Origin of the sequence: Actinoplanes sp. NPDC048967 (assembly GCF_040649415.1) — a bacterium.
GTDB lineage: Bacteria > Actinomycetota > Actinomycetes > Mycobacteriales > Micromonosporaceae > Actinoplanes.
Window position 1 is genome coordinate 494,587 of sequence record NZ_JBEZFL010000003.1, and the last position, 12,757, is coordinate 507,343.

Genomic DNA, 12,757 nt, shown 5'->3' on the forward strand with positions numbered 1-12,757 from the left:
GGTCCGGTCAGGCCTCGGCCAGGGCGGCCAGCAGCTCGTCACCCATCATCGAGATCGGCGGCGCGCCCATGGTGACCACGACGTCGCCGGGCCGGCTGCGCCGCAGCACCTCGGCCGGCACGTCCTCCCACGACGGCACGAAGACCTTGTGCTCCGCCGGCAGGTCGACGGCCGCGGTCAGCGCGACGCCGCCCTCGCCGGGCCCACGCTGCTCGCCGGGCCCGAAGACCTCCATGACGATCACCTCGTCGGCCAGGGCCAGCCCTTCAGCCAGCTCGGCCTGCAGGTCACGGGTGCGATAGACCCGGTACGGCTGGAACACCACCACCAGCCGCCCGTCCCCGGCCACCTCGCGCAGCGTGCGCAGAGCCGCCTTGACCGAGGTCGGGTGGTACGCGTACTCGTCGTAGACGCGCACCCCGGCGACCGTGCCCTTGCGCTCGAACCGCCGCCGCACCCCGGGGAAGGAGCTCAGCGCCTCGGTGATCTTCTGCAGCGGGATGCCCAGCCGCATCGCGGTCAGCACCGCCGCGGCGCCGTTGAGGCCCATGTGCCGGCCGGGCAGCGCCAGCGCGATCTCGCCGAGCGGCTTGCCGTCCAGCGTGGCCTGGTAACGCACGCCCTGCACGGAGGAGACCACGTCGGTGATCCGCAGGTCGGCGCCCTCGGACTCGCCGTACGTGTAGACCGTGCGACCCGCGGCCCGCAGCGCGCCGATCAGCTCCTGCACGCCCTCGTCGTCGGCGCAGGTGACCACGAAGCCGTCCGGGTCGGTCAGCTCGGCGAACTCCAGGAAGCCCGCCTTGAGCCCGGCCAGGTCACCCCAGTTGTTGAGGTGGTCGCCCTCGATGTTGGTGATGATGGCGACGTGCGGCCGGTAGATCAGGAACGACTTGTCGCTCTCGTCGGCCTCGGCCACGAAGTAGCTGCCGGAACCGTGGTGGCCGTTGGAGCCGGCCGCGGAGATCTCACCGCCGATGACGAACGACGGGTCCTCGCCGGCGTGCTGCAGGATCACCGTCATGATCGACGTGGTGGTGGTCTTGCCGTGGGTGCCGGCCACCGCGATCGTGCGGCGCCCGGTCATCGCGGCGGCCAGCGCCTCGGACCGGTGCAGCACCCGCAGCCCACGCCGGCGGGCCTCGACGATCTCGACGTGATCCTGCGGGATCGCCGTCGAGTAGACGACCGTGTCGACGCCGTCGAGGTTGGACGCCTCGTGCGCCATGTGCACCGTGCCGCCGAGCGCGCGCAGCGCGGCCAGGGCCGGCCACTCCCGCAGCTCGCTGCCGGAGACCGGGACACCCCGGGTCAGCAGCAGCCGGGCCAGGCCGCCCATGCCCACGCCACCGATGCCGATGAGGTGGACGGTGCCCAGCTGCTCGGCGGTCAGCTCGCCGGCCGGCGTCAGTTCCGCCGTGTTCACAGGACCACTCCCCTGGTTGTCGAAGGACTCATCGGCGGGCCACTGCCTCGCACACGAAGTCGAGCAGGGCCTCGTCGCCGTCGCGGCGGCCGTAGCCGCCCGCCGCGGCACCCATTGTGGCGAGCCGCCGCGGATCGCGGGCGAGCGGGATGACCGTACGCTCGATCCACTCCGGAGTCAGCTCGGCGTTGTCCACCAGCAGACCGCCGCCGGCCTCGACCACGGGCAGCGCGTTGCGCTTCTGCTCCTGGTTGCTGAACGGGTACGGCACGTAGATCGCCGGCATGCCGATCGCGGTGGTCTCGGCCACGGTGATCGCCCCGCCCCGGCACAGCATCAGGTCGGCGGCGGCGTAGCCCAGGTTCATGTCGGACAGGTACGGCACCACGACGTACGGCACCGGCAGGTCGCTGGGGATCTCGAACGGGTCGTTGCGCCCGCCCTGCACGTGCAGCACCTGGATGCCCGCGTGGGCCAGCTTCTTGGCCGCCCCGGCCACCGCCAGGTTGATCGTGCGGGCCCCGGACGAGCCACCGGAGACGAACAGCACCGGCAGGTCCGGGCGCAGCCCGAAGTGGGCCAGGGCCTGCGGGCGCAGCGCTTGCCGGTCCATCCGGGTGATGGACGTGCGCAGCGGCACGCCGACGACCCGGGCGTCGCGCAGCGACTCGGCCTGCTGCGGCTGGGTCGGGAACCCCACCGCGATGTTCTTGGTGAACTTCATGCCCATCCGGTTGGCCACCCCCGGCGGCACGTTCACCTCGTGGATGACGATGGGCAGCTCGCGCCGCCAGGCCGCCAGGTACGCCGGCACCGACACGTAACCGCCGAAGCCGACCACCACGTCCGCCTGCACCTCGTCGAGGATCTGGCCGGCCGCGTGGGCCGACTTGTACATCCGGTCCGGGGTGCGCAGCAGATTCAGGTTGAGCGCGCGGGGCAGCTGGAACGCCGGGATGACCCGCAGGTCGTAGCCGGCCGGCGGGATCAGCTCGTTCTCCATGCCCTTCGGGCTGCCCAGCGTCGTGATCCGCACCTCGGGGAAGTGGCGGCGCAGGGCGTCGGCGAAGGCGAGCAGCGGGTAGATGTGACCGCCGGTGCCTCCCCCGGCGAGCACGACAGACCGCAGCAGACCCATCACGGTCTCCAGTTCTCCCCCGCCGGATCTGGTGCCCGGATGCCCGATCACCGGGCGGGCGGGCGCGGCTTGGCCGGCCGCCGCGGCGGGGGGAGCGGCGGCAGCGGGGCCCAGAGTAGCCGTACCCATCGGGCGGGCGGACGGGCGTGCAGGGCCCGCGCGGCGTCCGGCTCGGCGCGGGCGAAGGAGGCGAGGATGCCGATCGCGGCCAGCGTCACGACCAGGGCGCTGCCACCGGTGGAGATGAACGGCAGCGGCAGCCCGGTGATCGGCAGCAGGCCCACCACCCCGCCGATGTTGATCACGGCCTGGGCCACCAGCCAGGTGGTGATGCCGGTGGCGGCCAGCCGGCGGAACGGGTCGTCGACCCGGCGCGCGATCCGGAAGCCGGTGTACGCCAGCACCGCGAACAGCGCCAGGATGACGGCACAGCCGACCACCCCGAGCTCCTCGGCCACGACGGCGTAGATGAAGTCGTTGTCGGCCGCGGGCAGCCAGTTCCACTTCAGGGCGCCCTTGCCCAGCCCGACCCCGAACCAGCCGCCCTCGTAGATCGCCGAGCGGCCCTGCACCATCTGGTAGCAGAAGTCCGACTGGCAGTCCTCGAGCGGCTTGAACAGCACGGTGATCCGGGCCAGCCGGTAGTTCTCCTCGCCGACCGCGCCGGAGCCCGCACCGCGCGACGCCGCGGCGATCAGCAGGCCGACGCCGGACAGGCCGAGCACTCCGAGGGCGGCGAAGACCCGCATCCGGACCCCGGCGGCCCACAGCAGCCCGATCACCAGCGAGAGCAGCACCAGCATGGTGCCCAGGTCGTTGTAGCCGACCAGGACGAACAGCAGGCCGACCAGCGGGAACAGCGGCATCGCGAGCTCACGCCAGTGGCCCAGCGCGGCACCCTTGCGGGCGATGATGTCGGCACCCCAGAGGACCACGCCGAGCTTGGCGATCTCGGACGGCTGGATGCCGATCGGGCCGATGTAGAGCCACAGCAGCTTGGCCTTCAGCGGGCCCAGGGCGACGATGCCGGTCTGCGGATCCGCATCGATCATGCCGACCGAGCGCATCGCCATCAGCAGGTCCAGCAGGACCAGCAGGACGATGGCCGCGCCGAGCACGTACTTGCCGAGGAAGCGCAGCGTGCTGGCGGGCAGCCGCTGGCAGACCCAGAAGCCGATCAGGCCCAGCACGGCGAAGATCAGCTGGTTGCGGATGGCGGAGAACGCGCTGCCGTCCTCGGCGTACGCCTTGACGCTGGTCGCCGAGAAGACCATGGTCAGGCCGATCAGCAACAGCAGACCGGAGCTGGCCAGCAGCAGGTAGTACGACGACAGCGGCCGGGCCAGCAGGCCGTGCACCGCGGGCAGCAGCTGCTGGCTGAGCGACCGGGGCCGGGCGGCGGGCGCGGCGGGCTGCACGGTCGCCGCCGGCGACACGGTGACCGCGGGCCGGGTGTCTACCTTGTCCTCGCCCATGGTGACCATCATGGTGGCGCGACACGCCAGCCCCGGGATGCGAAGCTGGCGTGTCGCGAGAGATCTATCCCATCACCGCGAGGAAGTCGCTGTAGAACAGGCCCAGACCGATGGCCACGCAGATCCCGGCCACGATCCAGAACCGGACCACGATGTTGACCTCGCTCCAGCCGGCCAGCTCGAAGTGGTGCTGCAGTGGTGACATCCGGAAGACCCGCTTGCCGGTGGTCTTGAACGAGATGATCTGGATGACCACGGACATCGTGATGATGACGAACAGGCCGCCGATGATGATCGACAGCAGGGTCGTCCGGGTCGCCATCGCGAGCCCGCCGATCAGGCCGCCCAGGCCCAGCGCGCCGGTGTCGCCCATGAAGATCCGGGCCGGCGACGTGTTCCACCACAGGAAGCCGACACAGGCGCCGGCCGCCGCGGCCGCGATCAACGCGACCTCCAACGGGTCCCGGACCTCGTAGCAGTAGTTCGCCGGGTTGGCCACGTACGTGTCGTCACCGCACCAGTGCCGGTACTGCCAGAACCCGATCAGCCCGTACGCCCCCAGCACCAGAATGGAGGCGCCGGTGGCCAGCCCGTCCAGGCCGTCGGTGAGGTTGACACCGTTGGACATCGACATGATGACGAAGACGAAGACCAGCACGGAGCCGACCTTGCCGACGTCGAGGAAGCTGATGTCGCGGATGAACGAGATGTGCTCGCTGGCCACGGTCTGGCCGTTGGTGCTGGGTACGTACAGCGCCGCGACGCCCAGTCCGCCGCCGACCAGCAGCTGGCCGAGCAGTTTGCCCTTGGCGCTGAGCCCGGCGGAGTTGCGCCGGCGGACCTTGATGAAGTCGTCGAGGAAGCCGACGGCGCCGCAGAAGACGAACAGCCCGAGCAGCACCAGCGCCGTCATCGTCGGCTGGACCTGGGCGATCTGCTCCGACGGCAACGTGGTCAGGGCGATGTGCCCGGCCACGTACGCCAGCACGGTGGCGAAGATGAACGCCACCCCGCCCATCGTCGGGGTGCCCTTCTTGCCCTGGTGGCTGGCCGGGCCGACGGCCCGGATCGGCTGGCCGGCCTTCAGCGCGGTGAACACGCGGATGGCCAGCGGAGTGCCGAAGAGCGAGATGATGAACGCGACCGCGGCCGCGACGATGACTGCCCTCACGGGCTTACCTCCTGCGTGGCCGGATCCGCGCGCAGCGCGTCGGCCACCTCCCACGTCCGGTACCGCGATCCCTTGACCAGCACGACGTCGCCCGGCCGCAGGTCGCCCCGCAGCACCGCGACGGCCGCCGCCTGGTCGGCCGCGAGCACCGCCTCGCCCTTCCAGGCGGGCACCGTTGCCGCGCCGTCGAGGATCGGGGCGGCATTGTCCGCGACCGCTATCACTCTGTCGACTCCCAGCTCGGCGGCGAGCCGGCCGACCTCCTCGTGTCCCGAAGTCTCGAACTGACCGAGCTCGGCCATGTAACCGAGCACAGCTGTGGTGCGCCGGCCCGCCCCGAGCGCGGCGAGAGCCCGCAGCGCCGCGGCGGTCGACGACGGGTTGGCGTTGTACGAGTCGTCGATGACTGTCACGCCACCCGGGGTGTCGAAGACGTCCATCCGGCGGCCCGAGACGACACCGACCTCACCCAGCGCGGCGGCCACGGCGGTTGGCGCCATCCCGGCCTCCAGCGCCACGGCCGCGGCGGCGAGCGTGTTGCCGACCTGGTGGCGGCCGGTCACAGCCAGCCGCACCGGCGCCGACCCGGCGGGGGTGATCAACGTGTACGCCGCCCGCCCGCGCTCGTCCAGCGTCACGTCGACCGCCCGTACGGTGGCCGTCTCGGACTCACCCACGAACACCACCCGGGCGGCGGTGCGCGACGCCATCGCAGCGACCAGCGGGTCGTCGGCGTTGAGCACCGCGACACCGTCCTCGCCGAGCGCCTCGACAAGCTCGCCCTTGGCCTGCGCGGTGCCCTCGACGGAACCGAACTCGCCGATGTGAGCGGCGCCGACATTGAGCACCACGCCGATCCGGGGCCGGGTCATGTCGGTCAGGTAGCGGATGTGCCCGATCCCCCGGGCGCCCATCTCCAGCACCAGGAACCGGGTCGCCGGGTCCGCTTTGAGCACCGTGTACGGGAAGCCGAGCTCGTTGTTGAGCGAACCGGCGGGCGCCACGGTCGGGCCGAGCCGGGCCAGCAACTGCCCGATGTAGTCCTTGGTCGTGGTCTTGCCCGACGAGCCGGTGAGCCCGACGATCGTCAGCTCCGGCAGCCGCCGTACGGCCACCGTGGCCAGCGCGGCCAGCGCCCGCAGCGGGTCGTCGACGACGATCCCGGGCTGTCCGGTGTCACGGGTGCCGAGCACGCCCACGGCACCGGCGGCCACGGCCGCGGCGGCGAAGTCGTGACCGTCCACCCGTTCACCGGCGAAGGCGACGAAGAGACCGCCCGGCTGCAACGCCCGGGTGTCGTACTCGACCGCCGCGGTGACGGTGGCGGCCGGGTCGGCGTTGACGAGGTGGCCGGTGGTGATCTCGGCGATCTCGTCCAGGGTCATCCGGATCAAGCGGCACCGCCCGCGCGTACGGCCAGCGCCGCGGCCAGCTCGATCCGGTCGTCGAACGGCAGCACCTCGCCGTTCACCTCCTGGCCTCGTTCGTGTCCCTTGCCCAGGACGGCCACCACGTCGCCGGGACCGGCCAGGCGTACCGCCTCGTCGATCGCGGCCCGGCGGCCGGCCACTTCGATGATCTTCGCCGCCGCGCCGGCCTGCTCGGCGCCCTGGCGGACCGCGGCACGGACCCCGGCCGGGTCCTCGGTGCGCGGGTTGTCGTCGGTGATGACGACCAGGTCGGCGCCGCGGGCCGCGGCCGCCCCCATCAGCGGACGTTTACCGCGGTCCCGGTCGCCGCCGGCGCCGATCACGCAGACCAGGTGCCCGCCGCGGGCCGTCGCGAGTTCGCGCAACGCGGCCAGCGCGGCCACGATCGCGTCGGGTTTGTGGGCGTAGTCGACCACGCCGAACACGTCGCCGGGCGAGTCGACCCGTTCCAGCCGGCCCGGCACGCCCGGGCAGGCGGCGATGCCGTCGGCCGCGACCTGCGCGTCGATGCCGGCCGCGACCAGGCAGGAGAGCGCCAGCAGCGCGTTGGCCACGTTGTGCCGGCCGGGCAGTGCGACACCCGCGCGCACTGCCCCGGCCGGGCCGCGCGCGGTGAAGCGCTGGCCGAACGCGTCGCCGGCGATGTCGCTCGCCGACCAGGTGGCCGCGGCGTCCCCGGCGGCGGAGTACGTGATGGTGGCCGGCTTGCGCAGCGGCAGCAGGGCCGGCTCGTCGGCGTTGAGCACCTCGAAGCGGCACCGGCCGTCGAACAGCTTCGCCTTCGCCGCGAAGTAGTCGTCGGCGTCGGCGTGGAAGTCCAGGTGGTCCAGGCCGAAGTTGGTGTAACCGCCGACGGCGAAGCGGACCCCGCCGACCCGGCCCATGGCCAGCGCGTGGCTGGACACCTCCATGACCACGGCGGTGACCCCGCGCTCCAGGGCGGCGGCGAGGATCGCGTGCAGGTCGGTGGCCTCCGGGGTGGTACGCACGCTCTGCACGACCAGGTCGCCGAGGCGGGTCTCGACGGTGCCGATCAGCCCCGTGGTCAGCCCGGCGGCCCGCAGCCCCGACTCGACCAGGTACGCCGTCGAGGTCTTGCCGGCGGTGCCGGTCAGCCCGATCACGGTGAGCCGCTCGGTCGGGTCGCCGTAGATCCGCGACGCGGCGGCACCGAGGACCCCTCGCGGGTCGGTCACGACGAGCACCGGCAGCCCGGCGGCGACCGCGGCGTCGCGGCCGGCCGGGTCGGTGAGCACGGCGACCGCACCGGCCTCCGCGGCGACCCCGGCGAACTCGGCGCCGTGCCGGCGGGCACCCGGCAACGCGGCGTAGAGGTCACCCGGCTGCACCTCGCCGCTGGCGTGCGTGACGCCGCTGACCTCGGCGTCGGGACCGACCAGCTCGGCGCTGATCAGCGCCGCGAGGTCGGCCAGCCGAGAGGGCCGGACTGTCTGGGGACGGGGAATGCCGGACACGGCGTCAGACCCTACCCCGTGGCCGGCATCCCGCTGCCAACGCCATCGGTGCGCCTATCCCTTCAGTTTGAAGGTCGGCTCCGGGTTACCCGACGGCGGCACCCGGTAGTGGCGCAGCGCGGAGGACATCATCTTGCTGAACGCCGGAGCGGCCACGTCGCCGCCGGTGCCGTCGGGCACGTCGGCGAAGACCCCGATGACGAACTGCGGGTCCTCGGCCGGCGCCATGCCGATGAACGAGCCGGCGTTGTGCTTGGTGTACTGGCCCTCGACCAGCATCTTGCCGGTGCCGGTCTTGCCCGCGACCCGGTAGCCGTCGACCTTGGCCCGGCCACCCGTGCCGCCCTCGGCGTCGACCACCGACTCCATCATCTCGCGCAGCTGCCGGGCCGTGCCGGCGCTGAGCACCCGATGCGTCTCCGGTGCCGGGGCCGGCACGACCGAGCCGTTCCTGCCGGAGATGGTCGCCTTGATCAGGTGCGGCTGGATGTAGGTGCCGTCGTTGGCGATGGCGCCGTACCCGGCCGTCATCTGGATCAGCGTGGCGTCGACGCTCATGCCGATCGGCACCGAGCCGGACGCCGAACCGCTCCACTCGTCGGGGGCCAGCAGCTTGCCGGTCGCCTCGCCCGGCATGCCCTCGTTGGTGGCCCGGCCGAGCCCGAAGCGCTGCTGGTACTCGTACAGCTTGGCCTTGCCGAGCTTGTCGGCGATGCGGATCGTGCCGACGTTCGACGAGTACGCCAGCACGCCCGGGATGGTGAGCCGGGTGCCGGACGGCTGACGGTGGGTGTCCACGAAGTCGTAGCCGCCGCGCTTGAGACCCGGGCCCACCGTGATGAGCGAGTCCCGGGTGATGACGCCCTCCTCCAGGGCCGCGCCGATGGTGAACGCCTTGTGCGTCGAGCCCGGGTCGGCGATGACGCTGGTCGCCACGTCCTCCCGGTCGCGGGGCTTGAAGTCGCCGGGCTTGGCCGCGTTGTAGGCCGGGTAGCTCGCCTGGGCCAGCACCTCGCCGGTCTTGGCGTTCAGCACCACGGCGGCGGCCACGGTCGCGTTGCTCTTCTCACCCTGCTGGCTCAGCACCCGCTGCACCTCGAACTGCAGGTCGCGGTTGATGGTCAGCTGGATCGACGAGCCGGGCGAGGCGTCGTCCTGGCGGTGGTAGCCGCCCGGGATCTCCTTGGCCAGGTCACCGCGGCCGATCTCGAACACCCGCTTGCCGTCGCTGCCGCGCAGCAGCTCGTCGTAGCGGGCCTCGAGGCCCTCGAGCCCGGTGTGGTCGTCGCCGGTGAAGCCGATCAGGTTGGCCGCGAGGTCGGCGCCCGGGATGTCGCGGCGCTCGTCACGGTCGGAGCTGATGCCGGGGATCTTCATCGCGGCGATCTCGTCGGCCACCGCGATGTCGACCCCGCGGGCCAGATACTCGAAGCGGGACGGGCCGCCGCCGGGCCGCTTCTTCTTCGCCATGAGCGAGATCAGCTTGGACGGCGGAATGCCCAGCTTCGGGGACAGCTTGGCGGCCGCGGCGACCGGATCCTTGATCATCTCCGGGTCGGCGTAGATGTACCGCGCCTCGACACTGTGCGCCAGCACCGCACCGGAGCTGTCCAGGATGCTGCCGCGCGGCGCCGGGAGCACGACCTCGGTGAGGCGCTTCTGGCGCTGCTCGAGCAGGCTCTCCGCGGCCGCGGTGGAACCGCCGACCTGCAACACGACCAGCCGTACGCCGATCGCCACGAACAGGGTGAGCGCGAGCACGGTGCCCAGCCGCAGCCGGCGGGTGCCGTTGGCGAGCCGCGGCGGCTCGGCGGGGATCAGCGGTGCGGGCCGGCGGGTGCCGGGCCGGGCCGGCGCCGAGGACCGGGCCGGACGCCCGGCCGGCCCACGCCGGGGTCCGGGTGGGACGGCGACCTTGCGCTCGCGGCCGGTCCGGGCATTGGCTTCGGTACGGGCACCAGCAGCGCCCCGCCGCGGGTTGGCGGTCGAGCGCGCCCGGGTGGCACCGGCAGTGGCCCGGCCGCCCCGGCGTGGCGCCTCGTCCCACTCGTCCTCGTCGTAGCCGTCCCGGGCGGCCCGGCTCTGGGCGGCACGGCTCTGAGTGCCGCGGCCCTGGGCAGCACGGCTCTCGGCAGCACGGCTCTGGGTGCCGCGGCCCTGGGCAGCACTGCTCTGGGCAGCACGGGTCTGGGTGCTCCGGCTCTGGGTGGCACGACCGTCGGCGGCGCGAGGCTTGCCGGGCCGCGCGTCGGCGGCACGGTCCTCAGTGGCACGTCCCCGCGGCGTTTCCTGGCGCTGGTCCGGCAGCTCGCGGTCACGCGTCCGACGGTCCCGAGTCCCACGGTCCCGCGCTCCACGGCCGTCCGTGTCGCGGCCTTCCGTCTCGCGGTCCTGCTGGGCACGGGCCCGCGTCTCGCGGCCCGGCTTCTCCCGGCCGCGCTCTTCCCGGGCCGGGTGCGACGGCGGCTCCTGGTCGTCCTCGGCCTCGCGGCGCCGGTCCCGGGTCGGCCGGCCGCCGTCCAGGACCTGCAACGCGGGCCGGAACGGATCGGTGTTGCGACCCGTACGCGGCGACCGGGTGCGCTGGTCTCCCTCGCGCACGGTCCGGCCACGCGGTGTGTAGGCCCGCGCGTCGCCGATGCCGCCGAAACCGCGGGCCCGGTCGTCCTCACGCCCGGAGCCGTCGGCCGGCGGCAGGTCAGCAGAAGCGCCGCGCCGGGGCTCCTGGCCCCGGCGCGGTGTCCCGTCGGCGCGGGGCGGCATGCGTTACCGCCCGGTCGCCGAGGTGGCGGTTTCCTGCGCGGTCACGGCCACCTCACCGCTGCCCGGCTTCGGCACCCCGAAGACCTTGCCGTCGGGCAGCCGGATGTACGCCGGGTTGTCGGCCTTGACCAGGCCCAGCCGGCGGGCGGCGGCGTCCAGGCTGCCCGGGCTGTTGTTGGCGGCGATCTCGTTCTCCAGCTCCTGCTGCTGGGAGTCCAGCTTGGCCTGCTGCTTCTGCAGCGTGTCGATCCGGAACGAGTTCTCCGCCGTCTTGGTGTTGATCAGCAGGATGCCGAGCACCCCGGCCACGACGACCGCCACCACGAGCGCGATGAACGGCGCGCGCGGCGCGTTGATCGGCGCGGGCGGCGCCACCCGCAGGCGCGGGGTCGTGATCGGGTCACGCTGATGCTCGGTGTTGAGCTTGAGGGCGGTGGCGCCCTGGACGGCGCTGTTCTGGACAGCGCTGTCCCGGTTGGTACCGGCCGTCGGGTTGCGGCGTGCCCCCCGGACGCCTCCGCCCGTGGTCGTACCGGTCGTCTTGCCGGCCGGCGTGCGCCGGCCCTTGCCAACCTGCTCCGTGGTCCGGCCCCCCGACCGCGGCGCAGTGGTCATGCGCTCGCTCAATGCCCCTCCCCCTCCTGGCGTTCCCCCGGGCGTAACCGCCCTTGTCCCCCGTGCGTTGTAGACAGTCGGGACCGTTCGCGGGCGGTCCCTGCCGTCTGGCCGTGCTGGTCGATCCGTTCCACCGCGCGCAGCTTCACCGAAGCCGCCCGCGGGTTCTCCGCCACTTCCGCCGCGCTGGGCAGCTCCGACCCGCGGGTCAGGAGCCGCACCGAAGGGCCCGTTCCGGGCAGTTCGACCGGCAGGTCGATCGGCCCGGTGCTGCGCGCCCTCGCGGCGAAGGCGCGCTTGACGATCCGGTCCTCCAACGATTGATACGACATCACCACAAGGCGCCCCTTCGGGGCCAAGCTGTCCAATGCCGCGGGAACCGCCGCCTCGACCGCGGCGAGTTCCGCATTTACCTCAATACGTAGCGCCTGAAACGTTCTTTTCGCGGGATTTCCACCCGTTCGCCGCGCGGCGGCCGGGATGGCGTCCCGGACCAGGTCCGCGAGGCGGGACGACGAGACGATCCGGCCCTTCGCCCGCTCCTTGACGATCGCCGAGACGACCCGGGTGGCGAACTTCTCCTCGCCGTACACCCGCAGGATGCGGACGAGCTCGCCGGGCTCGTAGCCGTTGACGACCTCCTCCGCGGTGATCCCGCGCGACTGGTCCATCCGCATGTCCAGCGGCGCGTCCCGGGCGTAGGCGAACCCACGGTCCGGCTCGTCCAGCTGGAGCGACGAGACACCGAGGTCGAACAGGCCACTGTGGAAGTGCTGGTAGCCGAGGTCGGCCAGCACCGCCGGCAGCTCGTCGTAGACCGCGTGCACGAAGTGGGTCCGGTCCGCGAACCGCGCCAGCCGCTGCCGGGAGTGCGCAAGCGCCTCGGTGTCCCGGTCGAGTCCGATGAGGACCACGTCCGGGTGCCGCTCCAGCACGGCCTCGGCGTGCCCGCCCAGGCCCAGGGTGAAGTCGACGTGCACCGCACCCGGCAGCGCGAGCGCGGGGGCGAGCAACTCGAGGCAGCGCTCGAGCAGCACCGGCACGTGTGTGCCGCGAAGCTCGCCCATCCTGACCCCCATTGCCTGCTCTTTCCGCGCTCACCCGGTCCGACCCGCACCGATCCCCGGTGCCGGCACAGCCCGGTCGTCTGTCCGTACCGCCAGATCCCCATCCGCTCGTGCCCGTTGCCATCGGGCGCGCCCGACCGGACACACGCCTGGCACCGGGGAAGAGGCGCCAGGAGCGGGAGCGGCTGGAGATCTCG

The 12,757-nt window shown here is 72.7% G+C and carries 9 protein-coding genes; all 9 read right to left on the bottom strand.

Going from position 1 to position 12,757, the window contains the following annotated elements:
• Nucleotides 1-7: 7 nt before the first annotated feature.
• The gene (gene murC, locus AB0C12_RS14865; protein ID WP_360548003.1) at nucleotides 8-1,426 is read right to left on the bottom strand and encodes a UDP-N-acetylmuramate--L-alanine ligase; all 1,419 of its coding nucleotides are present in this window, start codon (nucleotides 1,424-1,426) and stop codon (nucleotides 8-10) included.
• Nucleotides 1,427-1,454: 28 nt separating this feature from the next.
• Entirely contained in the window at nucleotides 1,455-2,564 is a 1,110-nt protein-coding gene (gene murG, locus AB0C12_RS14870) for an undecaprenyldiphospho-muramoylpentapeptide beta-N-acetylglucosaminyltransferase (RefSeq protein ID WP_360548005.1), read from the bottom strand.
• Nucleotides 2,565-2,611: 47 nt separating this feature from the next.
• A complete protein-coding gene (locus AB0C12_RS14875) occupies nucleotides 2,612-4,039 on the bottom strand; it encodes a putative peptidoglycan glycosyltransferase FtsW (protein ID WP_360548007.1) in 1,428 nt (475 codons plus the stop codon).
• Between the two features lie 64 nt (nucleotides 4,040-4,103).
• A complete protein-coding gene (gene mraY / locus AB0C12_RS14880; RefSeq protein ID WP_360548009.1) occupies nucleotides 4,104-5,210 on the bottom strand; it encodes a phospho-N-acetylmuramoyl-pentapeptide-transferase in 1,107 nt (368 codons plus the stop codon).
• Entirely contained in the window at nucleotides 5,207-6,604 is a 1,398-nt protein-coding gene (murF, locus tag AB0C12_RS14885; protein WP_360548011.1) for a UDP-N-acetylmuramoyl-tripeptide--D-alanyl-D-alanine ligase, read from the bottom strand. The genes mraY and murF overlap by 4 nt, the downstream gene beginning before the upstream one ends.
• The gene (locus tag AB0C12_RS14890; protein ID WP_360548013.1) at nucleotides 6,601-8,115 is read right to left on the bottom strand and encodes a UDP-N-acetylmuramoyl-L-alanyl-D-glutamate--2,6-diaminopimelate ligase; all 1,515 of its coding nucleotides are present in this window, start codon (nucleotides 8,113-8,115) and stop codon (nucleotides 6,601-6,603) included. Before AB0C12_RS14890 ends, murF begins: the two co-directional genes overlap by 4 nt.
• 54 nt (nucleotides 8,116-8,169) lie before the next feature.
• Nucleotides 8,170-10,878: a penicillin-binding transpeptidase domain-containing protein gene (locus tag AB0C12_RS14895; protein WP_360548015.1), complete on the bottom strand. Its 2,709-nt coding sequence runs from the start codon at nucleotides 10,876-10,878 to the stop codon at nucleotides 8,170-8,172.
• Between the two features lie 3 nt (nucleotides 10,879-10,881).
• Nucleotides 10,882-11,493, bottom strand: a complete 612-nt coding sequence (locus AB0C12_RS14900; RefSeq protein WP_360548017.1) for a hypothetical protein — start codon at nucleotides 11,491-11,493, stop codon at nucleotides 10,882-10,884.
• Between the two features lie 8 nt (nucleotides 11,494-11,501).
• A complete protein-coding gene (gene rsmH, locus AB0C12_RS14905; protein WP_360549014.1) occupies nucleotides 11,502-12,560 on the bottom strand; it encodes a 16S rRNA (cytosine(1402)-N(4))-methyltransferase RsmH in 1,059 nt (352 codons plus the stop codon).
• Between the last annotated feature and the right edge of the window lie 197 nt (nucleotides 12,561-12,757).

Bases quoted from the DNA above. Each gene is read 5' to 3' on its own strand.
- murG (WP_360548005.1), bottom strand. From the start codon at position 2,564: ATGGGTCTGCTGCGGTCTGTCGTGCTCGCCGGGGGAGGCACCGGCGGT.
- rsmH (WP_360549014.1), bottom strand. From the start codon at position 12,560: ATGGGCGAGCTTCGCGGCACACACGTGCCGGTGCTGCTCGAGCGCTGC.
- AB0C12_RS14875 (WP_360548007.1), bottom strand. From the start codon at position 4,039: ATGGGCGAGGACAAGGTAGACACCCGGCCCGCGGTCACCGTGTCGCCG.
- AB0C12_RS14900 (WP_360548017.1), bottom strand. From the start codon at position 11,493: ATGACCACTGCGCCGCGGTCGGGGGGCCGGACCACGGAGCAGGTTGGC.
- AB0C12_RS14895 (WP_360548015.1), bottom strand. From the start codon at position 10,878: ATGCCGCCCCGCGCCGACGGGACACCGCGCCGGGGCCAGGAGCCCCGG.